The sequence below is a fragment of the Streptomyces sp. NPDC086777 genome, from assembly GCF_040702065.1.
Lineage (GTDB): Bacteria > Actinomycetota > Actinomycetes > Streptomycetales > Streptomycetaceae > Streptomyces.
The window spans coordinates 135,225-159,082 of the sequence record NZ_JBFBJI010000007.1 but is presented as its reverse complement, the minus strand read 5'-3'; the positions used below and the strand labels follow the sequence as shown (position 1 = coordinate 159,082).

General features: G+C 71.5%; 24 protein-coding genes, 1 pseudogene and 1 riboswitch. Of the genes and pseudogenes, 13 read left to right on the top strand and 12 right to left on the bottom strand.

Annotated elements, in window-relative coordinates; all coding sequences use genetic code 11:
• Window positions 1-10 precede the first annotated feature (10 nt).
• Window positions 11-1,543, top strand: coding sequence for a PTS transporter subunit EIIC (locus tag AB0472_RS12890; protein WP_366355951.1), 1,533 nt, complete (start codon window positions 11-13; stop codon window positions 1,541-1,543).
• A 60-nt stretch (window positions 1,544-1,603) separates the two neighbouring features.
• On the opposite strand, the gene AB0472_RS12885 is transcribed toward AB0472_RS12890, so the two are convergent.
• The 3 genes from AB0472_RS12885 to AB0472_RS12875 all read right to left on the bottom strand — a co-directional run bounded on the left by AB0472_RS12885 (window position 1,604) and on the right by AB0472_RS12875 (window position 3,360).
• Window positions 1,604-2,323 carry an acyl-CoA thioester hydrolase/BAAT C-terminal domain-containing protein gene (locus AB0472_RS12885; RefSeq protein ID WP_366355949.1) on the bottom strand — a complete coding sequence of 240 codons (720 nt, stop codon included), beginning with the start codon at window positions 2,321-2,323 and terminating at the stop codon, window positions 1,604-1,606.
• Between the two features lie 169 nt (window positions 2,324-2,492).
• Window positions 2,493-2,930: a GNAT family N-acetyltransferase gene (locus AB0472_RS12880; RefSeq protein ID WP_366355947.1), complete on the bottom strand. Its 438-nt coding sequence runs from the start codon at window positions 2,928-2,930 to the stop codon at window positions 2,493-2,495.
• 37 nt (window positions 2,931-2,967) lie between these two features.
• Window positions 2,968-3,360: a hypothetical protein gene (locus AB0472_RS12875; RefSeq protein ID WP_366356136.1), complete on the bottom strand. Its 393-nt coding sequence runs from the start codon at window positions 3,358-3,360 to the stop codon at window positions 2,968-2,970.
• A gap of 118 nt (window positions 3,361-3,478) precedes the next feature.
• Between AB0472_RS12875 and AB0472_RS12870 the strand changes: the two genes are divergently transcribed.
• The 8 genes from AB0472_RS12870 to AB0472_RS12835 all read left to right on the top strand — a co-directional run bounded on the left by AB0472_RS12870 (window position 3,479) and on the right by AB0472_RS12835 (window position 9,781).
• Window positions 3,479-4,318 carry a helix-turn-helix transcriptional regulator gene (locus tag AB0472_RS12870; protein ID WP_366355946.1) on the top strand — a complete coding sequence of 280 codons (840 nt, stop codon included), beginning with the start codon at window positions 3,479-3,481 and terminating at the stop codon, window positions 4,316-4,318.
• Entirely contained in the window at window positions 4,302-4,556 is a 255-nt protein-coding gene (locus AB0472_RS12865) for a DUF397 domain-containing protein (RefSeq protein WP_366355944.1), read from the top strand. Before AB0472_RS12870 ends, AB0472_RS12865 begins: the two co-directional genes overlap by 17 nt.
• Window positions 4,557-4,807: 251 nt before the next feature.
• Window positions 4,808-5,269, top strand: a complete 462-nt coding sequence (locus tag AB0472_RS12860; protein WP_366356134.1) for a cupin domain-containing protein — start codon at window positions 4,808-4,810, stop codon at window positions 5,267-5,269.
• A gap of 56 nt (window positions 5,270-5,325) precedes the next feature.
• Window positions 5,326-6,255 (top strand): alpha/beta hydrolase fold domain-containing protein, encoded by a 930-nt coding sequence (locus AB0472_RS12855; RefSeq protein ID WP_366355942.1) that lies wholly within the window; start codon window positions 5,326-5,328, stop codon window positions 6,253-6,255.
• Window positions 6,256-6,345: 90 nt separating this feature from the next.
• On the top strand, window positions 6,346-7,305 hold the full coding sequence (locus AB0472_RS12850) for a helix-turn-helix transcriptional regulator (protein WP_366355940.1): 960 nt from the start codon (window positions 6,346-6,348) through the stop codon (window positions 7,303-7,305).
• A 43-nt stretch (window positions 7,306-7,348) separates the two neighbouring features.
• Window positions 7,349-7,924 carry a hypothetical protein gene (locus tag AB0472_RS12845; protein WP_366355938.1) on the top strand — a complete coding sequence of 192 codons (576 nt, stop codon included), beginning with the start codon at window positions 7,349-7,351 and terminating at the stop codon, window positions 7,922-7,924.
• A 103-nt stretch (window positions 7,925-8,027) separates the two neighbouring features.
• Window positions 8,028-8,822, top strand: a complete 795-nt coding sequence (locus AB0472_RS12840) for an SDR family oxidoreductase (protein WP_366355937.1) — start codon at window positions 8,028-8,030, stop codon at window positions 8,820-8,822.
• A gap of 59 nt (window positions 8,823-8,881) precedes the next feature.
• Window positions 8,882-9,781 (top strand): helix-turn-helix domain-containing GNAT family N-acetyltransferase, encoded by a 900-nt coding sequence (locus AB0472_RS12835; protein ID WP_366355936.1) that lies wholly within the window; start codon window positions 8,882-8,884, stop codon window positions 9,779-9,781.
• A gap of 105 nt (window positions 9,782-9,886) precedes the next feature.
• Here the strand turns inward: AB0472_RS12835 and AB0472_RS12830 are convergent.
• The 6 genes and pseudogenes from AB0472_RS12830 to thrC all read right to left on the bottom strand — a co-directional run.
• Window positions 9,887-9,988 (bottom strand): annotated as a pseudogene (locus tag AB0472_RS12830) (TetR/AcrR family transcriptional regulator); the annotation flags it as partial.
• A 192-nt stretch (window positions 9,989-10,180) separates the two neighbouring features.
• The gene (locus AB0472_RS12825; protein ID WP_366355934.1) at window positions 10,181-11,308 is read right to left on the bottom strand and encodes an NADH:flavin oxidoreductase; all 1,128 of its coding nucleotides are present in this window, start codon (window positions 11,306-11,308) and stop codon (window positions 10,181-10,183) included.
• Window positions 11,309-11,600: 292 nt separating this feature from the next.
• Complete coding sequence (groL, locus tag AB0472_RS12820; RefSeq protein ID WP_294001208.1) at window positions 11,601-13,223, bottom strand: chaperonin GroEL; 1,623 nt, start codon at window positions 13,221-13,223, stop codon at window positions 11,601-11,603.
• 395 nt (window positions 13,224-13,618) lie between these two features.
• Complete coding sequence (locus AB0472_RS12815; RefSeq protein WP_019057200.1) at window positions 13,619-13,825, bottom strand: cold-shock protein; 207 nt, start codon at window positions 13,823-13,825, stop codon at window positions 13,619-13,621.
• A 468-nt stretch (window positions 13,826-14,293) separates the two neighbouring features.
• Window positions 14,294-14,569, bottom strand: a complete 276-nt coding sequence (locus tag AB0472_RS12810; RefSeq protein ID WP_294001193.1) for a ubiquitin-like small modifier protein 1 — start codon at window positions 14,567-14,569, stop codon at window positions 14,294-14,296.
• Between the two features lie 56 nt (window positions 14,570-14,625).
• Window positions 14,626-15,909, bottom strand: a complete 1,284-nt coding sequence (gene thrC / locus AB0472_RS12805) for a threonine synthase (protein ID WP_366355931.1) — start codon at window positions 15,907-15,909, stop codon at window positions 14,626-14,628.
• Window positions 15,910-15,927: 18 nt separating this feature from the next.
• A riboswitch (SAM riboswitch) is annotated at window positions 15,928-16,081 on the bottom strand.
• Between the two features lie 157 nt (window positions 16,082-16,238).
• Here thrC and AB0472_RS12800 point away from each other — a divergent pair.
• Together AB0472_RS12800 and AB0472_RS12795 are read left to right on the top strand one after the other, a co-directional pair.
• Window positions 16,239-17,183 carry a glucosyl-3-phosphoglycerate synthase gene (locus AB0472_RS12800; RefSeq protein WP_366355929.1) on the top strand — a complete coding sequence of 315 codons (945 nt, stop codon included), beginning with the start codon at window positions 16,239-16,241 and terminating at the stop codon, window positions 17,181-17,183.
• 94 nt (window positions 17,184-17,277) lie between these two features.
• Complete coding sequence (locus AB0472_RS12795) at window positions 17,278-18,711, top strand: trehalose-6-phosphate synthase (protein WP_366355927.1); 1,434 nt, start codon at window positions 17,278-17,280, stop codon at window positions 18,709-18,711.
• Between the two features lie 89 nt (window positions 18,712-18,800).
• Here AB0472_RS12795 and otsB read toward each other — a convergent pair whose 3' ends face one another.
• From otsB to AB0472_RS12780, 3 genes are all read right to left on the bottom strand, one after another.
• Entirely contained in the window at window positions 18,801-19,652 is an 852-nt protein-coding gene (gene otsB / locus AB0472_RS12790) for a trehalose-phosphatase (protein ID WP_366355925.1), read from the bottom strand.
• A 386-nt stretch (window positions 19,653-20,038) separates the two neighbouring features.
• Window positions 20,039-20,272 carry a DUF3263 domain-containing protein gene (locus AB0472_RS12785; RefSeq protein ID WP_366355923.1) on the bottom strand — a complete coding sequence of 78 codons (234 nt, stop codon included), beginning with the start codon at window positions 20,270-20,272 and terminating at the stop codon, window positions 20,039-20,041.
• Between the two features lie 17 nt (window positions 20,273-20,289).
• Window positions 20,290-21,549: an extracellular solute-binding protein gene (locus tag AB0472_RS12780; RefSeq protein ID WP_366355922.1), complete on the bottom strand. Its 1,260-nt coding sequence runs from the start codon at window positions 21,547-21,549 to the stop codon at window positions 20,290-20,292.
• Window positions 21,550-21,686: 137 nt separating this feature from the next.
• Here AB0472_RS12780 and AB0472_RS12775 point away from each other — a divergent pair, with 137 nt between their 5' ends.
• Together AB0472_RS12775 and nagA are read left to right on the top strand one after the other, a co-directional pair.
• The gene (locus AB0472_RS12775) at window positions 21,687-22,625 is read left to right on the top strand and encodes an ROK family protein (protein ID WP_366355920.1); all 939 of its coding nucleotides are present in this window, start codon (window positions 21,687-21,689) and stop codon (window positions 22,623-22,625) included.
• Complete coding sequence (nagA, locus tag AB0472_RS12770) at window positions 22,625-23,851, top strand: N-acetylglucosamine-6-phosphate deacetylase (RefSeq protein WP_366355919.1); 1,227 nt, start codon at window positions 22,625-22,627, stop codon at window positions 23,849-23,851. Before AB0472_RS12775 ends, nagA begins: the two co-directional genes overlap by 1 nt.
• Window positions 23,852-23,858 lie beyond the last annotated feature (7 nt).

The following is a 23,858-nucleotide window of genomic DNA, read 5'->3' as shown; positions in this document are numbered from 1 at the left end:
CCCTCGGGGGGTGCAGAGATCGTCGTACGACACCGCCGCCGCGCTGCTGCCCCTGGTCGGCGGCCCCGGGAACGTCACCTCCGTCGCCCACTGCATGACCCGGCTGCGGCTGGGCGTCGCCGACCGGGAGCGGGTCGACGCGGAGGCGGTGCGGGCGGTGCCCGGGGTGCTGGGGGTGGTGGCCGACGGGGACACCCTCCAGGTGGTGATCGGCCCGGGTGCGGTGGTGGCGGTGACCGCCGAGTTCGAAAGGCTGCTCGACGCCACCGCGACGGCCCCGCGTGCGCCGGGCGACGACCGGCCGGGCGACTTCGCGCCGACCGGCCCCGCGGCAACCGGCCCCGCGGCAACCGGCCCCGCCCGGGGCGGCGCCGTCCCGGGCGGCCTCCGGTCCGCCGACGGCATGGATCTCGCCGCCCGTGGCGCCGAACTAAGAGCCGCCCGCGCCCGGCGCAACGCGACCCCCGTCAAGACCGCCCTGCGCCGCGTCGCGGACGTGTTCGTGCCGCTCATCCCCGCCCTGATCGGCTGCGGGGTGCTGGCCGGCCTCAACGGGCTGCTCGTGAACGCGGGTTGGCTGCCCGGACTGACCCCGGCCCTCGCCGCCATCGCCTCCGGCTTCATGGCGCTGATCAGCGTCTTCGTCGGATACAACACGGCGAAGGTGTTCGGCGGGACGCCCGTGCTCGGCGGCGCGGTCGCGGCGGTCGTCGTCTATCCGGGCGTCACCAAGGTGACGGCCTTCGGGGTGGCGCTGGCGCCCGGCCAGGGCGGGGTCCTCGGGGCCCTGGCGGCGGCGCTGCTCGCTGTCGGCGTCGAGAGGTGGTGCCGGGGGCGCGTCCCGGACGCCCTCGACGTGCTCCTCACCCCCACGGTCACCGTCCTCGTCGCGGGCCTCGCCACGCTCTACGGCCTCATGTACGCGGCCGGTCTCGTCTCCTCCGCCATCGGCACCGCGGCCAACTGGCTGCTCGCCACCACCGGCCCGCTCGCCGGCCTCGTCCTCGGCGGCCTCTTCCTCCCCCTCGTCATGCTGGGCCTGCACCAGGCCCTGATCCCCATCCACACCACCCTCATCCAGCAGCAGGGCTACACCGTCCTGCTCCCCCTCCTCGCCATGGCGGGCGCCGGCCAGGTCGGCGCGGCGATCGCCGTCTACGCCCGCCTCCGCCACGACACGCGGCTCCGTACGACGATCAGGTCGGCGCTCCCTGCGGGCCTGCTGGGCGTGGGCGAACCCCTCATCTACGGCGTCTCGCTCCCCCTCGGCCGCCCCTTCCTCACCGCCTGCGCGGGCGGGGCGGCGGGCGGTGCCTTCGTCGGCTTCTTCGCGGTGCTCGGCGACCGGGTGGGCGCCACCGCCATCGGCCCCTCGGGCTGGGCCCTGTTCCCCCTCCTCACGGGCAACAGGGGCCCGGCCCTGGCGGCGACGATCTACGCGGGCGGCCTGCTGACCGGGTACGCCGTGGGCTTCCTGGCGACGTACGCCTGCTTCAGGGGCCCAGGTATCCCGGGTGGCCCGTCACCTCGGCGATCCAGGTGACGAAGTCACCGGGGTCGTTGTCGGCGCCGTGCCCGGCGTCCCAACAGAAGTTGGCCAGTTTCAGCGGTCCTCGGCACCGGCCCTTCCGCCGCCGAGCACGTCGAGGATGTGCGGCCACGCCGCCCTGCCAAGGAGCGCGTCCGCTTCGGGAGTGCCCCCGTACCTGAAGCGCGGAGACGCCGGCACGGGGCTCTCGCCAGGAAGGCGCGGCCGGTGGCCGGCGTCGTCGCGGGCGATCAGACGCACGGTTGCCCCCACCGACCGCCGGCGTTGCGCCAGCTGCTCGGCGAAGGGAAGCGACGGCCACATCGCGTCATCGCCGCCCGCCACCAACAGGAGATCCGCTCTGGCCGTGTCCACGGGGATCTCCGCCGACGCAAGTGAGCGAGCGAACGTCCGCTCGCTCCGTTCGTACCATCCCCGGATGGCGACGGGCCCGCTGTCCGGCTCCGCGGGAGCCCAGGAATCGTCCATCGGGACGAACGGCAGCGACCGTTCCCGCCAGGTCCAGGACGAGCGATACGGGTGGTGCGCTCCGTCGCGCCCCGGGCCGACATTGCACCAGACTCGCGAGGTGGGCGACAGCGCGATCGCCACGTCCACACGCCGGTCGTGCACAGCCGTGAGCAGAGCCGCTTCGGCCCCCTTGGAGACACCGAGAATTCCGATGCGGTGCGCTCCGCCCTGCCGGAGGAAGTCGACGGCGGCGGTGAAGGTCTCCAGGGGGACTTCGCAGATACCCGGCGGCTGCCCGGGCCCACCGAACCAGCGGATCGCCAAGGCCGCGAAGCCCTGCCGAGCGAGGATGCGCGCCCGCTCCCGCTCGACGCGCCCACTGGATCCCGCCAGGACCAGAACGCCGACCTCGCTCCCGTGCGCCGGAGCGATCAGAACGCCTGCCCAGGGATGGTCAGCTCGCGTTCAGTGATGTCCGTCGGCACGGCTCCGCTCACCGCTGCAGGACGAAGCGGTAGACCCGGGAATCCCTCGCCTCGAAACCGAGGCGCTCGTACAGCCGGTTCGCCGCCTGCCTGGACGGACGCGAGGTGAGATCCACAGTGCGAGCGCCCGCCGCCTCCGCCAGCCGCAGAGCCTCCTCGGTCAGAGCGCCCCCGACGCCTTGCCCCCGCGCGGCCTCGTCCACCACCACGTCCTCGATGCGGGCCCGCAGACCGGAAGGCAAGGGAAACATGACCAACGTCAGCATCCCGACCACTTGGCCCTCTGCCCGGGCCAGGAGCACTGTGTTCGCATCGCTGCCGAGCAGCGCCCGCACGGCCCCGCGATCCAGCGGACTGGCCGTACTCGAAAGCTGCGGCAGCAAGCGCGCCCATGCCTCAACCGACTCGTCGTCCGCTTCCCGGACGACCGCTGCCTCGACGCTCATGATGGCGACACTACAGAGCGGACTTCCTCTCCAAACGTCAACAGGGCAGCCGCCGCGTCCCGTTGACCCGCCGCACCTGCGCCCGCAGCACCTCGTCCGGCGGCGCCGGCTCCAGCGACTCGGGCGGGCAGTCCCACTCCCGCCCACCCGCCACGGGCCGCAGCTGCACCTTCCCGCCGACATGCCCCCTGACCTCGCCGATCCGCCTGTCCCGTAGGTCCGTCACGTACGTCCCGAGCGGCGGCCGTTCCCCTCGGACCACCGAGGCCAGCCGCTCCGCGACCCGCACATTGCACCGCCCCAACTCGACCAGGGCGAAGGGCTCGTCGCTCGCGCCGGTCACCGGGTCGACGCAGAGCGACGGCAGGACGACACCGACGCCCCGCAAGGCCGCCCGCAACGTCTCCACGACTTCTTCGGTGGATCGCAGCACCATTCCGTACCTCCACGCTGAGTTCTCGGTTCGCCACACAGCGTGTCGGGCGCGCCTCTAACCTGGCCAGACAGGACATCCCAACAACCTCGGCTGTTCGGAGCGGGAGTTGCCCATGACAGGACCGAAAGACCTGGACCCGTCGTCATCACCGCGAGCCATGCTGGGGGCGGAGTTGCGGCACGCACGGGAGAAGGCGGAGCTGAGCCAGGCGGAGTTGGGCCAACGGCTGTTCGTGAGCGGCTCGTTCATCGGGCAGTTGGAGGCGGGAACGCGGCGGATGCAGCCGGAGTACGCGCGGATGCTGGACGAAGTCCTGAAGACGGGGGGCTTCTTCATTCGGAACTGCGGGGCGGCGGCCAAGTCGAAGTATCCGCAGCACTTTGCGGAAGTGGCGGAGTCGGAGGCACAGGCCACGGCGATCAGGGAGTACGCGCCACTCCTCATCCCGGGGTTGTTGCAGACAGCCGCGTACGCACGGGCCGTGAACCGTGGGTACGACCCCACCACGCCGGAGGAGACGATCGAGGAGTGGGTAGAAGGCCGGATGGCGCGGGCAAGTCTGCTCGCACACCCGACAAAGCCCTTGTTGTGGGCGGTGCTTGACGAGGCAGCGCTGCGCCGGGAGACCGGCGGCCGGGCGGTGATGTCGGAAGCCTTGCGTCACCTCGCCGCTCTGGTCCGACGAAGCCGGGTCATCGTGCAGGTTCTGCCGCTCAGCGCGGGTGCACACACGGCGATGCAGGGTGCCCTGAAGCTGATGGACTTCGAGGACGCTCCTCCGCTGGTCTACCTGGAGGGGGTCCGCAGCGGACGGTTGGAGGACGACCCGGCAACCGTCACCCAACTGAGGTTCGTGTTCGATCTCCTCGTGGCATCCGCGCTCTCGCAAGAGAAGTCCCTGGTCTTGATCGAGGCGTTGGCGGAGGATTACGGCCATGCGGAACATCCCTGACCACGTCCTGAGCACGGCCGTATGGATCAAGTCGAGCTACAGCGGCGGCGGCGGCGACAACTGCCTCGAAGTCACCGCCGCCCACCCCACCCTGATCCCCGTCCGCGACTCCAAGACCGCCCCCCACGGCCCGGCACTCACCTTCCTGCCGGAGACCTGGTCGGCCTTCGTCGAGGGCGTCAAGAGCCGTGGTCGTGGCCCCGAGGGCGCCGCGCCAGGGCCTGGGCGCGGGCGGTGACCTCGGCCGGGGAGGCGACGGAGAGGCCGGCGAGTACGTCCTCCAGAGCGCCCGGCCAGAGCCGGTAGTGGCGGTACGGCCCCTCACACGCCGCGATCCGGGGTTCCGTGCTCCGCGCTCTGTGCGGCGCGGCCGGTGGTACCGCTGGTCCTACCCCGGGCTCTGGCGACGGCCGGTTCCGGAAGAGGATCATCGGCGCGGGATGGTCACCCCACACCGGTCACCCACACCGAACGGACACCGCCGTGAGCATGATGTACCTCGCCCAGCCCGACCAGCAGCAGAAGCTCGAATGGCTCGACGGCGGCCAGTTCGCCGTCCTCCTGGACAGTGCGGCCACCGACGGGCAGCTGACCGTGGGACGGTTCGGCGTCGCCAGGGGGGAGGCGCCGCCGTATCACATGCACACCCGCGAGGACGAGGTCTTCATGCTGATCAAGGGCACCGCGCTGGTGTGGTCGGACGACCAGGAGCTGGAGCTGACGGAGGGCGGGATCGTCTATCTGCCCAAGAACGTCCCGCACGGCTACCGGATCACCTCCGACACCGCCGACCTGTTGATGATCTGCACTCCGGCGGGCATCGAGGGCATGTTCCGGCACGCCGGACGCGACCTGTCGACCGCACGGCCGGAGGGGTTCGAGATATCCAAGGACCTGATGGCCGAGGCCGCCGACCTGTACGGCCAGATCATCCTCGGCCCGCCGCGCTGAACGTCGGCGCCACCGTCGGCACCTCCGCGTCCGCCCCCCTTACGAAAGGCACAGCCATGTCCGGGCAGCAACGCCGCGACCACGACGAGATGCTCCGGCACTCCCCGCTCGACGTCGGCGGCGACATAGCCGAAGCACGTGCGGTCTTCCACGAGATGATGACCTCGATACCGCTGCCCCCCGATGTCACGACCACCCCCGGTCTGCTCGGCGGCGTCCCTGTCGTCACGGTCGAGACGCCGGGCGGCGATCCGTCCGACGTGGTGCTGTACTTCCACGGCGGCGCGTACGCCATCGGCTCCGCCGCCGACGCGGCGGGCCTGGCCGCCGACGTGTCCCGGCGGGTCGGCGCCCGTGCCGTCTGCGTCGACTACCGGCTGGCGCCGGAGAACCCGTTCCCCGCGGCCGTCGACGACGCGGTGGCCGCGTACCGCGCGCTGCTCGACCAGGGCGTCCCCGCCGCCCGGATCGCCTTCGTCGGCGAGTCCGCCGGGGGCGGCCTGACCGTCGCGACGCTGGTCGCCCTCAAGGCGGCGGGGCTGCCCCAGCCGTCCTCGGCCGCGGTGTTCTCACCCTGGGCCGACCTCACGGTGTCCGGAGCCGGCGCGACCGCCAAGGCCGACCTGGACCCGGCACTCACCCCGCAGGCCTTGCGCACCCGGGCCCGCGACTACCTCGGTCCGACGACGCCCGGCACCGAGCCGCTGGCCAGCCCGGTCTTCGCCGACCTGACGGGGCTGCCGCCGCTGCTCGTCCAGGTGGGCTCGCACGAGATCCTGCTGGACGACGCCGTCCGGCTGGCCGCCCGCGCCGCCGCCGACGACGTCCGCGTCGACCTCCAGGTCTGGCCCCACGTCCCGCACGTCTTCCAGTCGTTCGCCGTCATGCTCGAAGAGGCCGACGAGGCGCTGAACTCCGCCGCCGCCTTCACCCGGGCCCACTGGGCGGCCGCCCGGACCTCCGCCGAGGCCGCGCTCAGCCGCTGACCGCTGCCACAAGCAGGCCTTTACCCAGATGTGGCACAAGCGTTCCACTGTGCGCGGCCCATCCGAACAATCGCGAACGATGATGCCCGCATGGCAACGACGAACAACTTCGGCATCGCCCTGCGCGGCTGGCGGGAGCGCCGTTCACCCCTGCCGGGCGAGCCGGCATCCGCCGCGGACCGGCGCATCCCCGGTCTGCGCCGCGAGGAACTGGCCCGCCTGGCCGGGCTGTCCGTCGACTATGTGGTGCGGCTCGAACAGGGCCGCGCCCGCAACCCCTCGGCCCAGGTCGTCGGCGCCCTGTCCAGGGCCCTGCGCCTGGATGCCACGGAGCGCGACCACCTGTTCCGCTGCGCCCGGCTCACCCCGCCCGCCGCCGGTGACGTGCCACGGCAGGTTCCGCCGAGGGTCCACCGACTCGTCCGGCAACTGGGCGACACGCCGGTCGCGGTCTACGCCGCCGACTGGACGCTGCTGAGCTGGAACCGGATGTGGGCCGCCGCCATCGGGGACCCCCGTACGTACGGCTGGGACCAGGGCAATCTCGTCGCCGGGATGTTCCGCTCCGACGGCGGCCACCGCATCGATTCCATCGCCGCCTGGCCGGTACGGTCCTGGGCGGGCGACGAGGCCGAGGAGGAGTCCCTGGTGGCCGACCTGCGGGTCACGGCGGTGGCCCACCCCGACGACGCCCGCCTCGCCTTACTCGTCGACCGTCTCCTGCACACCAGCCCCCGTTTCGCCCGGCTGTGGTCCAACGGCACCGCGGGCGTCCACACCGGCGACCGCAAGACCGTCGAACACCCCCTGGTCGGCGACCTCACCCTCGACCTCGACGTCCTCACGGTCCCCGGCTCCGACCTCCGCATCGTCGTCTACGCGCCCGCCCCCGAAACCGACGACACCGAGAAATTCGCGGCCCTGCGCAGTGCCCCGAGACTCGAACCACCAGCCCCGAGCCCTCTTCCCAGGGAACGGGTGAAGGGCCTCGACCCCGACCCCCTCGGCCTCACCCTGGACACCGAGGAACTCAAGGACCACGCCGACTGATCTCGCCGACGGATTGTCAGCGCCGTGTGCCACGCTGGTCCCCATGAACCACTCCCAGCTCACCGCCCTGGGCCGGGCTCTTCGTCTGCTCGGTGAGCACGGGGAGGCCCTGACGGGCGAGACGACCGATGCCAGGTTGCACGAGGTGAAGGACGACCTGCGGCGGGCGCTCGACCTGCTGGAGGAGAGCGTCAGCCGTGCCGCGCCGACCACCCGGTGCGCCGAGCATCCACAGGGGCCCGTGGACGAGAGCGCCCCCGATCTGTGCCTGCTGTGCGAGACGCGGCGGCGGGCCGCGCGGCGGTCGGAGTTCGCGGGCGGACCCCGGCCCGTGCCGGAGGAGGCCACCGGGCCCGCCATGTCCCGGTACGGCGTGCGCGCCGACCGGCCGCAGCCGCAGCAGCGCTGGCTGCCGGAGGCGTGGAACGGCCGGGAGTGGGAGCTGTGCGGCACCCCCCGGCGCGACCGGCGCGAGGCGGAGCTGTATCTCGCCGCCCAGCGGCGCGGGTCCCGTCCCGCGATGGCCTACCGACTGGTGCACGAGTTCACCGACTACGAGGTGCTCCGGGTCTGGGGCACTCCCGTGCACGTGGACATCGAGCCGCTGGGCAATCTGTAGCGGCCGGTGCCGCCATCCAGGCGCTGAACGCGCGAACCCCCGGTGCCGGAGCGCCCGCCCGGGTACCTGAGCGAAGACACACACGCGGAAGGGGTTCGGCGGGATGAGGATCGATCTGACGGGGCGCACGGCACTGGTCACCGGCTCCACGCAGGGCATCGGCGCGGCCATCGCCGTCGGCCTGGCCCGGGCCGGGGCCCGGGTGGGGGTCAACGGCCGGGACGCGAAACGCGTCGAGGAGAGCGTGGCCCGGCTGGCGGAGCAGGCGCCCGGGGCCGATCTCGTGCCGGTCGCCGCGGACGTGACCAGAGAGGAGGGGGCCCGGCGGGCGGCGGAGGCGCTGCCCCAGGTGGACATCCTCGTCAACAACCTGGGGATCTTCGGCGCCGAGGACCCGCTGCGGATCACCGACGCCGAGTGGCGGCGCTACTTCGAGGTGAACGTCCTGGCCGCGGTGCGGCTGACCCGCCTCTTCCTGCCCGGCATGACCGAACGCGGCTGGGGGCGCGTCCAGTACATCGCCAGCGACTCGGCGGTCGTCATCCCGGCGGAGATGATCCACTACGGCATGTCGAAGACCGCGCTGCTCGCGGTGGGCCGCGGCTTCGCCAAACAGGCCGCCGGCACGGGCGTCACGGTGAACTCCGTGATCGCCGGCCCCACCCACACCGCAGGCGTCGAGGACTTCGTCCACCAGCTCGTCGACCGCGACCTGCCCTGGGACGAGGCCCAGCGCGTCTTCATGCGCGAGCACCGCCCGCAGTCGCTGCTGCAGCGCCTGATCGAACCGGAGGAGATCGCGAACATGGTCGTGTACCTCAGTTCCGAACAGGCCTCGGCCACCACCGGCGGCGCCCTCCGGGTGGACGGCGGCTACGTCGACTCGATCCTGCCGTGACCCGTCCCGGCAGGCGGACGCCTCTGACCCCTCCGGGATTCTCTGACTAAGGTCAGAGAATGGATGCTGCACAGATCGACCAGGTACGGCGGTTCAACCGCACCGTCACCGAACGCGTGGGCGTGCTCCACGACCGCTATCTGGGCCGGGACCGGCCGATCGGCGAGGCCCGGCTGCTCTGGGAGATCGGCGACCGGGGCGATGACGTGCGGCGGCTGCGGGAGCGGCTCGGGCTCGACTCCGGGTACGTCAGCCGGCTGCTGCGCTCCCTGGAGGCGGACGGCCTGGTGGCGGTGGAGCCGCAGCCCCAGGACAGGCGGGTGCGTACCGTGCGGCTGACCGCGAAGGGGCGGGCGGAGCGCGCCCTGCTCGACGACCGCAGCGACGACCTGGCGGGTTCGATGCTCCAGCCGCTCAACGCCGAACAGCGCGCCCGGCTGGTCGCCGCCATGGCCGAGGTCGACCGGCTGCTGACCGCCGGAACGGTCACCCTCGACGTCGTCGACCCGGACCACCCCGACGCCCGGCACTGCCTGCTGGCCTACTTCGCCGAGCTGCAGGAGCGCTTCGACACCGGCTTCGACCCCGCGCGCAGCCTGCTGCCCGACGCGGGTGAACTCCGCCCCCCGCGCGGCCTGTTCCTGGTCGCCCGGCTGCACGGCGAGCCCATCGGCTGTGCGGGGGTGAAGATGCCGACCGGGGCACCGGCCGAGATCAAACGCATGTGGGTCGCCCCACAGGCCCGCAGACTCGGCCTGGCCCGCCGGTTCCTGACCGAACTGGAGGCACAGGCCGCCCGGCACGGCTACGACACCCTGCGCCTGGACACCAACAAGACGCTCGGTTCCGCGATCAACCTCTACCACTCCTACGGCTTCCAGGAGGTCCCGGCCTTCAACGACGAGCCGTACGCCCACCACTGGTTCGAGAAGCCGATCACCGCACCGTCACCGGGGTGACGACCGGGCCGGACCCCGTGGCCGGGGCCCTCACCGGCGCACCGGCCGGCGCTCCGGCTCCCTCCCCGGCAGCCGCAGCGTCTCCTCCAGCGGTCCGGACGACGCGTCCAGCCCCTCGACGGACGCGATCGCGACGGTCCGGTCCAGCACCAGGCGCCGTGTCCGGTTCCCCCGTTCGACCCGTCCGTCCGGCCTTGCCGTGGATATGCCCTCGCCTCCTGTCACGCGGGGAACAGGAGCGCGCGGCACCGGTGATCCGGGGGTGTCTCCCCGCCGGCCCTCCTCGGCCCCGGGCCGTCAGCCGGGCAGCGAGGACGGGCCGAACTCGTACCCCTTCCACAGCCGTCTGCTCGTCTCCTCCGGGTATCACGGCCAGGGCCGGAGCGCGAAGGGACGGAGTCAGCTGAGCGTCTTGAGCGCCGCCGCTTCATAGGACGTGAGCTCGTCCGTGCGGCCGGCCAGGACCTTCGCCGCCCACTCGGGGTCCTGGAGGAGGGCGCGGCCGACGGCGACCATGTCGTACTCGTCGCGCTCCAGGCTGTCGAGGAGGTCGTCGATGCCCCTGGTCCGGGAGCCCTCGCCCGCGAAGGCCTTGATGAAGTCGCCGTCGAGGCCGACGGAGCCGACGGTGATGGTGGGCCTGCCGGTGAGCTTCTTGGTCCAGCCGGCCAGGTTGAGGTCGGAGCCATCGAACTCGGGCACCCAGTAGCGGCGGGTGGAGGCGTGGAAGACGTCGACACCGGCGGCGGCCAGTGGCGTGAGGATCGCCTCCAGCTCCTCCGGGGTTTGGGCGAGGCGGGCGTCGTAGTTGTCGGACTTCCACTGGGAGTAGCGGAAGACGACCGGGAACTCCGGGGAGACCGAGTCGCGTACCGCGGCCACGATCTCCGCGGCGAACTTCGTCCGGGCGACCGGGTCGCCGCCGTAGGCGTCGGTGCGGCGGTTGGTGCCCGCCCACAGGAACTGGTCGAGCAGGTAGCCGTGGGCGCCGTGCAGCTCGACGCCGTCGAAGCCGATGCGCTCGGCGGCGGCCGCGGCCTCGGCGAACGCGCGGATGACGTCGTCCAGGTCCTGCCGGGTCATCGCCCTGCCCTCGCCCTCGGTGCCGTCCAGGCGGATGCCGGAGGGGCCGACGGCGGGGGCGTCCGCGACCGGCGGCTGGCCCTGCTTGCGGACCATGCCGACGTGCCACAGCTGCGGGACGATCGTGCCGCCGGCCGCGTGCACGCCCTCGGCGACCTTCGCCCAGCCCGCCAGCTGCTCCTCGCCGTGGAACCGCGGGACACGGGTGCTCTGCCCGGCCGAGTCGTGACCGACGTACGTCCCCTCGGTGACGATCAGGCCGACACCGGCGGCGGCCCGGCGCGCGTAGTACGAGACCACGTCCTCGCCGGGGACGCCGCCGGGGCTGAACTGGCGGGTCATCGGCGCCATCACGATCCGGTTGGGGACCGTGAGCCCGTTCAGGGCGATGGGACGGGCGAGGATCTCTGCCGCGCGGGAGGCGGGGGGCGTGGTGACGGTCATGTGAGGGCTCCTCATGAATTGGTCTTACCGGCCGGTATGTGCACGCGCATCGAGTGTACGTGTGTGCACAACGGCCTGCCCGGTCGCACCCATTCCCGCTCCCGCGCGGGCGGCCGGGTGACCCAGGACACGAGCCCCGGCATCCCGGCCGGCCGACAACTCCCGCTTGAGCCAACCCACTTCCGTGCCGGCGAAACCCGGGTTCAGCCGCGGAGACGCCGAAGGGCGGCACCCCCCGTCGAACAGGGGGTGCCGCCCTCGGTGCTGCGTAGGAGCTGCCGAGCCGTCAGGCTCAGAAGTCCATGTCACCGCCCGGCATGCCGCCCGGAGCGGCCGCGGCGGCCTTCTCCGGCTTGTCGGCGATGACGGCCTCGGTGGTGAGGAACAGCGCGGCGATGGAGGCGGCGTTCTGCAGGGCAGAGCGGGTCACCTTCGCCGGGTCGATGATGCCCTCGGCGACCAGGTCGACGTACTCACCGGTCGCGGCGTTGAGGCCGTGACCCGGGGTGAGGTTGCGGACCTTCTCCACCACGACGCCGCCTTCGAGGCCGGCGTTGACGGCGATCTGCTTCAGCGGGGCCTCCAGGGCGAGCTTCACGGCCTGGGCGCCGGTCGCCTCGTCACCTTCGAGCTCCAGCTTCTCGAACACCTGGGAGGCCTGGAGCAGGGCCACGCCGCCACCGGCGACGATGCCCTCCTCGACGGCCGCCTTCGCGTTGCGAACGGCGTCCTCGATGCGGTGCTTGCGCTCCTTGAGCTCGACCTCGGTCGCGGCACCGGCCTTGATGACGGCGACGCCACCGGCGAGCTTGGCCAGGCGCTCCTGGAGCTTCTCGCGGTCGTAGTCCGAGTCGGACTGCTCGATCTCGGCGCGGATCTGGTTGACCCGGCCCTGGACCTGCTCGGTGGAGCCGGCACCGTCGACGATGGTGGTCTCGTCCTTGGTGATGACCACCTTGCGGGCGCGGCCCAGCAGGTCGAGGGTCGTGTTCTCCAGCTTGAGACCGACCTCCTCGGAGATGACCTCGCCACCGGTGAGGATGGCGATGTCGTTCAGCATCGCCTTGCGGCGGTCGCCGAAGCCCGGGGCCTTGACGGCGACGGACTTGAAGGTGCCGCGGATCTTGTTGACGACCAGGGTCGACAGGGCCTCGCCCTCGACGTCCTCGGCGATGATCAGCAGCGGCTTGCCCGACTGCATGACCTTCTCCAGGAGCGGGAGCAGGTCCTTGACGGAGCCGATCTTCGAGTTGGCGATCAGGATGTACGGGTCGTCGAGGGACGCCTCCATACGCTCCATGTCGGTGGCGAAGTACGCCGAGATGTAGCCCTTGTCGAAGCGCATACCCTCGGTGAGCTCCAGCTCCAGACCGAAAGTCTGGGACTCCTCGACGGTGATGACGCCTTCCTTGCCGACCTTGTCCATGGCCTCGGCGATGAGCTCGCCGATCTGGGTGTCGGCGGCGGAGATGGAGGCCGTGGAGGCGATCTGCTCCTTGGTCTCGACGTCCTTCGCCTGCTCGAGCAGGGCACCGGAGACGGCCTCGACGGCCTTCTCGATACCGCGCTTCAGGGCCATCGGGTTGGCACCGGCGGCCACGTTGCGCAGGCCCTCGCGGACCAGGGCCTGGGCGAGCACGGTCGCGGTGGTCGTACCGTCACCGGCGACGTCGTCCGTCTTCTTGGCGACTTCCTTGACCAGCTCGGCGCCGATCTTCTCGTACGGGTCCTCCAGCTCGATCTCCTTGGCGATGGACACACCATCGTTGGTGATCGTGGGGGCGCCCCACTTCTTCTCAAGGACGACGTTGCGGCCCTTGGGGCCGAGGGTGACCTTGACGGCGTCGGCGAGCTGGTTCATACCGCGCTCAAGGCCGCGCCGCGCCTCCTCGTCGAACGCGATGATCTTGGCCATGTGAAGTGGTCCCTCCAGGACTGGGGGTGAGTCTTCGGACCGCGCCCGCGCCCGCGACGGACGGCTCGCCGACCCGTGGGTTCCTTGCCCCACCCGGTCTGCGGGCCTCACCGACCCGGTCCTTCTTTGTCACTCTCACCTTCAGAGTGCTAACGCCAATGATTAGCACTCGCCCATCGAGAGTGCAAGGCGCGCTCGCGAAGCGAGTGCTCGTTGAGGGGTGGCGGTCGGGTGGCGGGCGGGAGCAAGCGCCTCCCGGGGATCGGCCCCGGAGGCCGGCCCTCCCCGGGCATGCCGAAGGGCTCGCGCCCGGGCATGCCGAAGGGCTCGTGCCCCGGGAGGCACGAGCCCTTCGAAGAAGTACAGAAGAACGTCGCTGTCAGTCGGCGCGTGCTTCAGCTGGTCGCCAGCCGGACCATGTCCGCCTGCGGCCCCTTCTGGCCCTGCGAGATCTCGAAATCGACCCGCTGACCTTCCTCCAGGGTGCGGTAGCCGTCCATCTGAATCGCGCTGTAGTGGACGAATACATCCGCACCACCGTCGACCGCGATGAAGCCGTACCCCTTCTCCGCGTTGAACCACTTGACGGTGCCCTGAGCCATGCCTAACTCCCCTATTACTGGCCCTTGCACAGATCCACACTTCGCGGATCCGGGTCAGACCTCACCCCCCATTGGTTGGGGGCGTGCGCCGGAACGCGTCGACCGCGGCTGAATGTATCTGTCCAACTGCCGTCTGCAACAGGTCAATCGGACGAGAATTCTGGACGGAAGGGGTCCGGAATGTAGCAAGAATTCGGCCGAATTCAGGGCAAGTCGGGCCCCATAAAGGCCACAAAAGCCGCATATAACCCGCGCACTTTGGCTACTTCTTGTCGGGCTCGCGGTATCGAATACGGGGCCCCCGACCTGGAGATCGGGACCGTGTTCCCCAACTGTACCGCGCTCAACCACACAGAATTGCCCCCTCCGCTTCTCTCACGGAGGGGGCAATCGGATGAACAGTCGGTGACCGGCGTTACCGAAGGTAATGTTCGGTCATTCGATCAGCCTGTCAAGCGGGGCCGCAGGTCAGCCGCCGGCGACGGCCGGGATGATGGAGACGCCTGCGCCGTCCGGGGTGGCGGTCTCCAGGCCCTGCTCGAAGCGGACGTCGTCGTCGTTGACGTACACGTTGACGAACCGGCGCAGCTTGCCCTGGTCGTCCAGAACCCGCGCGGAGATCCCGGTGTGGTTCTTCTCGAGGTCCGAGATGACCTCGCCGAGAGTGGCCCCTTCGGCGGCGACTTCGGCCTGACCACCGGTGTAGGTGCGCAGGATGGTGGGGATGCGAACGGTGACGCTCACGTTTTTACCTCCGGTCCGGGCGGCACCTCCGGGCGCCGCCCTATTTCTCGGGGGACTCAGGCGAGCCCGGCCTCGCGGAAAGACTCCAGATTCGGGCGGATGGTCGCGGTGAGTCCGGTCCCCGCCACCGCGTCCAGCGTCTTCAGTCCGTCACCGGTGTTCAGTACAACGACCGACTTCGCCGGATCAATCAACCCATTCTCAATGAGCTTTTTGGTGACTCCAACCGTCACTCCGCCGGCGGTTTCCGCGAAGATTCCCTCGGTCCGCGCGAGCAGCTTGATGGCGTCGACGACCTGCTCGTCGGTGACGTCCTCGACGGCACCGCCGGTGCGCCGTGCGATGTCGAGGACGTACGGCCCGTCGGCCGGGTTGCCGATGGCGAGCGACTTGGCGATGGTGTTCGGCTTCTGCGGCCGGACCACGTCGTGGCCCTCCTTGTACGCCACCGACACCGGCGAGCAGCCCTCGGCCTGGGCACCGAAGATCTTGTACGGCCTGTCCTCGACGAGCCCGAGCCTGATCAGCTCCTGCAGACCCTTGTCGATCTTCGTCAGCTGCGAGCCGGAGGCGATCGGGATGACGAGCTGGTCCGGGATCCGCCAGCCGAGCTGCTCGCAGATCTCGTACGCCAGGGTCTTGGAGCCCTCCGCGTAGTACGGCCGCAGGTTGACGTTGACGAAGCCCCAGCCCTCGCCGGCCGGGTCGCCGATCAGCTCGGAGCAGAAACGGTTCACGTCGTCGTAGTTGCCCTCGATGCCGACGAGTTCGCCGCCGTAGATCGCGGCCATGACGACCTTGCCCTGCTCCAGGTCGTGCGGGATGAACACGCAGGAGCGGAAGCCGGCCCGGGCGGCGGCGGCACCGACCGCGCCGGCCAGGTTGCCGGTGGAGGAGCAGGAGAGGGTGGTGTAGCCGAAGGCGCGGGCGGCCTCGACGGCCTGGGCGACGACGCGGTCCTTGAAGGAGTGCGTCGGGTTGCCGGAGTCGTCCTTCACGTACAGGCCGCCGGTGACGCCCAGCTCCCTGGCCAGGTTGTCGGCCTGGACGAGCTTGGTCCAGCCGGGGTTGATGTTCGGCTTCGTCGCCACGTCCGCGGGGACGGGCAGCAGCGGCGCGTAGCGCCAGATGTTCGCGGGACCCGCTTCGATCGTCTTGCGGAGTTCCTCGGCGTCGTAGGCCGAGAAGTCGTACGCGATCTCCAGCGGGCCGAAACACTCCTCGCAGGCGAACACCGGGCCGAGCGGTACCCGGTGACCGCACTCGCGGCAGCTCAGGGCGGCGGCGGGACCGAGGTCGACGGTGGAATCCGTGGTGCTTGCAACAGTCTGCACAGCCATGTGAGGCGAGGCCCTTTCTCCTCATCTTCCTCACGACGCATCTCGTCGTGAGACGGATTTGGCACCTTCCCTAGCCGGGAGCCTCGCGCTGATCGACAGTGATCTACGAGTACCGACTGGAGGGTTGCCGGGGCTTCAACGGGCCGTTTCCCTCTGCCCCTCTGGATGAGCGGTATGCGGTTGTCAACGCCGGGTGACCCCAGGACATGCGATGGTCATCGGCGTTGTTCAAGACTGTAACCGAAGGCCAGGACAGTTGAGAGAGTCGTCCGTACCGCGAGATGGATCACACGTCGTCGTGTGGCCGTGACAGTGAGGAGCCGCTGACCGTGCTGGAAGAAGTCGAGCGCTGGCTGGCCACCCGCTCCTGGTCCGTAACCGATCGCCCCCTGCACCGCGTCATGGCCGCCAAACGGTCCTCCGGGCAGACGGTCAGCGTCGTGCTGCCCGCGCTCAACGAGGAGGAGACCGTCGGCGACATCGTCGCGATCATCCGCCACGACCTGATGCAGCAGGTGCCGCTCGTCGACGAGATCGTGGTCGTCGACTCCGGCTCCACCGACCGCACGGCGGCCGTGGCCGCCGCGGCCGGCGCCCGCGTCGTGCACCGCGACGCGATCCTGCCCCGCATCCCCGCCGTCCCCGGCAAGGGCGAGGTCCTGTGGCGCTCCCTCCTGGTCACCACCGGGGACATCGTCTGCTTCGTCGACGCCGACCTGCGGGAGTTCTCCTCCGACTTCGTCACCGGCATCGTCGGCCCGCTCCTCACCGACCCCGGCGTGGACCTCGTCAAGGCGATGTACGACCGTCCGCTCGGCGGCGCCGCCGGGCAGGGCGGCCGGGTCACCGAGCTGATGGCCCGCCCGCTGCTGAACATGCACTGGCCGCAGCTGGCCGGCTTCGTCCAGCCGCTCGGCGGCGAGTACGCGGCCCGCCGCTCGCTCCTCGAACAGCTCCCCTTCCCGGTCGGCTACGGCGTGGAACTGGGCATGCTGGTCGACGCCCTGCACCTGGCCGGCCTGGACGCCCTCGCCCAGGTCGACGTCGGCGTCCGCAAGCACCGCCACCAGGACGGCCAGGCCCTCGGCCGGATGTCCGCCGCGATCTACCGCACGGCCCAGCTCCGGCTGGCCCGCGGCCACCTGATCCGGCCCTCCCTCACCCAGTTCGAGCGGGGCGAGGACGGCTTCGAACCGCGCACGTACTCCGTGGACACCGAGGAACGCCCGCCGATGGTGGAGATCACGGAGTACGCCGAACGCAAGGTGGCGTGAGTTCGCCGTACGGCCGTATACGGCGGCGCGTCGGGTGCGGCCGTACGTTTGAGCGTTTACGGGCCGGGCTAGGTTGAGGCGTATGGCTTCCCCCATGGCTTCCACCGGCGGTGCTGAGGTGCTGGTCGCGTCCAATCGCGGCCCGGTTTCGTACGAGGTACGCCCCGACGACGCGAGCGGCGCGCTGCACGCCAAACGGGGCGGGGGCGGGCTGGTCTCGGGTCTGTCGGCGATCGGGCCGGACGCGAACGCGGTCTGGGTGTGCGCCGCGCTCGGCGACGGCGACCGGGAGGCGGTACGGCGGGCCGCGGGCGGCCGGCTGCCGGCCGGGGACACCGGCGGGCAGCAGGTCCGGATGCTCGACATCGACGCGGACGTGTTCGCCGACGCGTACAACGGCATCGCGAACTCGGTCCTCTGGTTCGTCCACCACATGCTCTACCAGACCCCGCTGGAACCGGTCTTCGACGCGGAGTTCCGGCGGCAGTGGGGGTCCTACCAGGCCTACAACCGCGCCTTCGCACAGGCGCTGGCGCAGGAGGCGGGCCAGGGGGCGGTGGTGGTCATCCAGGACTACCACCTGGCGCTCGCGCCCCGGATGCTGCGGCAGCTCCGCCCGGACCTGCGGATCGGCCACTTCTCCCACACCCCCTGGGCGCCGCCGGACTACTTCCGGCTCCTCCCCGACGACATCGCGGCCGAGCTGCTGAGCGGGATCCTCGGCGCCGATCACGCGGCGTTCCTGACCCGGCGGTGGGCGGACGCGTTCGTGGACTGCTGTCATGCGGTGCTGGGGCCGGGGATCCCCTCCTCGGACACCAGGATCGGGGTGCACGGGCTGGGCGCCGACGCGGACTTCCTGCGGAAGCGGTCGCACGAGCCGGACGTGGACGAGCGGATGCGGGCGCTGCGGGAGGAGATCGGCGGCGAGGGGCGCAGGACGATCGTCCGGGTCGACCGGACGGAGCTGTCGAAGAACATCGTGCGGGGGCTGCTGGCGTACCGGCAGCTGCTCGACGACCACCCCGAGTGGCGGGAGCGGGTGGTGCATGTCGCGTTCGCGTATCCGTCGCGGCAGGACCTGTCGGTGTACCGCGACTACACGGCGGAGGTGCAACGGGTCGCGGACGAGATCAACTCGACCTACGGGACGGCGGGTTGGACGCCGGTGGTGCTGCACGTCAAGGACGACTTCGCACGGTCGCTGGCGGCGTACCGGCTGGCCGACGTGGCGCTGGTGAACCCGATCCGGGACGGCATGAACCTGGTGGCGAAGGAGATCCCGGTGGTGTCCGACGAAGGGTGCGTGCTCGTGCTGTCGCGGGAGGCGGGGGCGTACGAGGAGCTGGGCGAGGACGCGGTGGTCGTGAACCCGTACGACATCGGGGGGACGGCCGACGCGTTGGCACTGGCGTTGGCCATGCCGGTGGAGGAGCGGGCGGAGCGGTGCAAACGGTTGGCCGAGGCGGCGACGGCGTTGCCGCCGGCGCGGTGGTTTCTCGAGCAGCTCGGGGCGCTGGGCGGGTAGCCCCGGTGGAGATTCGGCTGCGGGCCGGTGGGGGCTGGTCGCGCAGTTCCTCCCCCAGCCTTCGGCCGGGGGGGGACCCCCAGCGCCCCCTACGGGGCGCTCAGAGCTGCCAGGCTTCTCAGCAGGCGTACCACCCCTTCCGGACCTTCCACCACCAGGTCGGACCGGTCCGCCAACTCCGTGACCTCCTCGCTGCCGCTGCATACCAGCAGGCCCGGGACGCCCTCCTCGCGGAGTTTCTCCACGGTGGCGAAGGCGGGGATGTCGCCCAGGTCGTCGCCGGCGTAGAGGATCGCGCCGGCGTTGATGTGCCGTGCGTACTCGCGCAGCGCCACGCCCTTGTCCATGCCCGGGGGGCGGAGTTCCAGGACCAGGCGACCCGGTTCGACGATCAGGGCGTGGCGGGTGGCGAGGTCGGTCAGGGGAGCGCGGAGGGTTTCGAAGGTGGCCTGCGGGTCGGGGGCGCGGCGGGTGTGGACCGCGATCGCCCGGCCCTTCTCCTCGATCCAGGTGCCCTGCGAGGCGCCGACGTGGTCGAGGAGGGCGGGGAGTTCGGCGCGGACGGCGGCGATGCCGGGGTGCGGGGGCGGTGCGGTGAGCTCGCCGGTGGCCGCGTCCCAGCGTTCGGCGCCGTAGTGGCCGAGGACGACGAGGTGTTCCAGGCCGGGTACGCCCGCGAAGCCGCCGTAGCGGACCGCCACCTCGGCCGGGCGGCCGGTGACGACGGCGACGGCGGCCACCTTCGGGGCGAGCGCGGCCAGCACCGGTACGGCGTCCGGGTGGGCCCGCGCCTGCTCGGGGTCGGCGACGATCGGCGCGAGCGTCCCGTCGAAGTCGAGACCGACCAGGGCGGAGCCGGGCCGCGAGACAAGCGCGGCAAGGCCGTCACGCCCGGCCGGGGTCCGCGGCGTCGGGAGGGGTTCCGTGATGTGGGTTCCCATAGGCCGACACTATCCGAGCAACGCCCCGTGAAACGCCCCGTGAAGCGCCCCGCAAGGGGCGCTGGGGGTACCCCCGGCCGAAGGCTGGGGGAGGAACTGCGCGGCCAGCCCCCACCAGCGCACAAACCCAAACGCACCCTTCAGGGGCGCTGGGGGTCCCCCCGGCCGAAGGCTGGGGGAGGAACTGCGCGGCCAGCCCCCACCGGCGCACAAACCCAAACGCACCCTTCAGGGGCGCTGGGGGTCCCCCCGGCCGAAGGCTGGGGGAGGAACTGCGCGGCCAGCCCCCACCGGCGTGCGGGTCCAGACCGCCGATGGGGGTCGAAGGGGGCGCAGCCCCCTGGAGGACGGGACGGGTAGGGGCGGCGGGGGCGCGAATGCCCGGCTCAGCGCTCCCCGCGCCGCGCGTCCCGTACCCGGCGCAGCCGGTTCACCGTCACCGGATCATGGGCCAGCGCCCGCTCGTCGTCCAGCAGGGCGTTCAGGAGCTGGTAGTAGCGCACCGGAGCCAGGTCCAGTTCCTCGCGGATCGCGCGTTCCTTCGCGCCGGGGCTGGGAAAGCCCCGGCGTTCGACGGCGAGGATGGCCTGTTCGCGCGCGCCCAGTTCGTGCCGGTCCATGGCGAGAACCGTAACGCTCAGCGGCTCCCGCTCGTACGGCTGTCGGCCGTCGCCGCCTCGGCCTGGATCCGGGTGAGGACACCGGTGGGATCACCGGCCGGGCTCACCGCCGTACCGATCTGCTTCTTGATGTCGGCGCTGATCGCGGCCCAGGAGGTCTTGCCCGCGGGGTAGAGCTCCGAGGTGGGCAGCTGCTCCAGGAAGGGGCGCAGCTGCTCGTCCTCGGCCCGGGTGGAGTCGGTCATCGCCTGGGAGGCGGAGGTGGTGACGGGCAGCAGGCCGTACTCGCGGGAGAACGCGAGGACGTTCTTCTCGCTGTAGACGTAGTTCAGGAAGTCACCGACCTGCTCGGCGTGGCCGTTCTGCTTGAACGCCGCCATCCAGTCCGCGACGCCCATGGACGCGGTGCTGGTGCTCTGCCCGGCGCGGGCCGGCATCGGGACCGTGCCGAACTTCACGCCCTTCTTCTCGGCCTGCTTGATCAGCGTGGGGTGGCCGTTGAGCATGCCGACCTGGCCGTCGGCGAAGGCGGAGAACGCGGCCGCGCGGTTCAGCTTGCCGGGGGCCACCGGGCCGGTCAGGCCCTTGCCGACCAGGTCGTCCTTGAGCCAGCTGAGGGTGTCGATGTTCTGCGAGGAGTCGATCGTGTACGTGCCGGTGTCGTCGGTGTAGCCGCTGCCGCCGCTGAGCAGCCACTGCATGGTCTCCGCCTGCGCCTCCTCGGGGCCGAGGGGCAGGGCGTACGGGTACTTCACGCCGTCCGCCCTGAGCGCCTTCGCGTCGGCTTCGAGCTCGTTCCAGGTGGTGGGCGGGGTGGTGATGCCGGCCTGGGCGAAGAGGGTCTTGTTGTAGAAGAGGACGCGCGTGGAGGCGGCGAAGGGTATGCCGTACTGCGCGTGGTTCCACTGGCCCGCCTCGGCGAGCTGGGAGGGGAAGTCGGCCTGCACCGGGATGGAGAGCAGGTCGCCGGCCTCGTACAGCTTGCCCGCGGCCGCGTAGTCGGCGTACGCGCCGATCTGCGCCAGGTCGGGGGCGTTGCCGGCGTCGACCATGTCCTTGACCTTGCGGTCGACGTCGTTCCACGAGTAGACGGTGACGTCGATCTTCACGTCGGAGTGCTGGGCCTCGTACGCCCTGGCCAGCTTGGACCAGTACTTCTGGGAGCTGTTGGCGGCGGAGTCCCCGTAGTCGGCGGCGACGAGTCTGAGGGTGACGTCCGAGGAGCCCGTCGTCCCGCACCCACCGAGGACCGCCGTCATGCCCGTTGCGGACACCACCGCGATCATTCCTGCCCTACGCCGCCGCACGTGTACTGCCCCTGTCTACTGTCTCGCCGTTCAATATGTGGACCCATAAGGTCTACACCACGCAAGTGGACTAGACCTCTTGCGGGTCGACGGGCCACACTGTTCCCGTGAGACATGTCATCGCCCTGGACGTGGGCGGCACCGGAATGAAGGCCGCGCTGGTCGGCCCGGACGGCGAGCTGCTCCACCGGGACCGCCGGGCGACCGGCCGGGACCGCGGCCCCGACGTCGTCGTCACCGCCATCCTCGACTTCGCCGCCGAGCTGCGGACGTACGGCGAGCGGCACCTCGGCGAGCCGGCGTCCGCGGCCGGCCTCGCGGTCCCCGGAATAGTGGACGAAGAGGCCGGAGTCGCCGTCTACTCGGCCAACCTCGGCTGGCGCGACGTCCCGCTGCGCGCCCTGCTCGCCGACCGCCTCGGCGTCCCGGTCGCCCTCGGCCACGACGTGCGCACCGGCGGCCTGGCCGAGGGCAGGCTCGGCGCGGGCCGGGGCGCGGACCGCTTCTTCTTCATGGCCCTCGGCACCGGGATCGCGGGCGGCTTCGGCCTGGACGGCCGGGTGGAACCGGGCGCGCACGGCTTCGCGGGCGAGATCGGCCATGTCGTCGTACGGCCGCACGGTGTCCCCTGCCCGTGCGGGCAGCGCGGCTGCCTGGAGCGGTACGCCTCGGCGGCCGCGGTGAGCGAGGCGTGGGCGAAGGCCGCCGGGGACCCGGACGCGGACGCGGCGGACTGCGCCGAGGCCGTCACGTCCGGCGACCCGAACGCCGTCCGGGTGTGGGGCGAGGCGGTGGCCGCCCTGGCCGACGGCCTGGTCACCGCCCTCACCCTGCTCGACCCACGGGTCGTCATCGTCGGCGGCGGTCTGGCGGAGGCGGGGAGCGTGCTGTTCGAGCCGCTGCGGGAGGCCGTGGAGGCCAGGGTGACCTTCCAGAAACTGCCGTCCATCGTCCCGGCCGAACTGGGGGACACGGCGGGCTGCCTGGGCGCGGGCCTGCTGGCCCAGGACCTACTAACGACGACCACTCCGGAGGTAAAGCCCTGATGGCTGCGAACGAGCCGCACGACAGCGCCCCGTCAGGGGCGCGGGAAACTGCGCGATCAACCACGACGCTCCCGCAGCCCGGAACGCACCGCCTGATCCTCGACGGTGCCCGGACAGTCCTCCCGACCGGAGTGGTGGACAGGGGACGCCTGGTCGTCGACGGCACGAAGATCGCCGCCGAAGCTCCCGAGAACGCCGACCTCATCGACCTCACCGGCCACTGGCTCCTGCCCGGCTTCGTGGACATCCACAACCACGGCGGCGGCGGGGCCTCCTTCAGCTCCGGCACCGCCGAGCAGGTCCTCACCGGCGTCCGCACGCACCGCGCGCACGGCACCACCACGCTCGTCGCCTCCACCGTCACCGACGACATGGACGTCCTGGCCCGCCAGGCCGGTCTCCTCTCCGAGCTCGCCGAGCAGGGCGACATCGCCGGCATCCACTTCGAGGGCCCCTTCATCTCCCCGTGCCGCAAGGGCGCGCACTCCGAGGCGCTGCTGCGGCACCCGGACCCGGCCGAGGTGCGCAAGCTGGTGGACGCGGCGCGCGGGCACGCGAAGATGGTCACGCTCGCCGCCGAACTCCCCGGCGGCATCGAGTCGGTACGGCTGCTCGCGGAGCGCGGCGTGATCGCCGCCATCGGCCACACGGACGCCACGTACGAGCAGACGGTGACGGCGATCGACGCGGGCGCCACGGTCGCCACCCACCTGTACAACGCGATGCCGCAGATCGGCCACCGCGCGCCCGGCCCGATCGCGGCCCTCCTGGAGGACGAGCGGGTGACGGTGGAGCTGATCAACGACGGCACCCACCTGCACCCCGCGGCGCTCCAGCTGGCCTTCCACCACGCGGGTCCGGACCGGGTCGCGTTCATCACGGACGCGATGGACGCGGCCGGCAGCGGTGACGGCCGCTTCCTCCTCGGCCCGCTGGAGGTCGAGGTCAGCGACGGGGTGGCCCGGCTGGTGGACGGCGGTGCCATCGCCGGCTCCACGCTGACACTGGACCGCGCACTGCGGCGGGCGGTGACCGTCGACAGGCTGCCCGTCGAGCACGCCGTCGCCGCCCTGTCCGCCAACCCGGCGCGACTGCTGGGCCTCTACGACCGCGTCGGCTCCCTGGAGCCCGGCAAGGACGCCGACCTGCTCGTCCTGGACGCGGACTTCACACTGAAGGGCGTGATGCGGCGGGGTACTTGGGTGGTCGCACCCGAACTGGCCTGACCGCGAC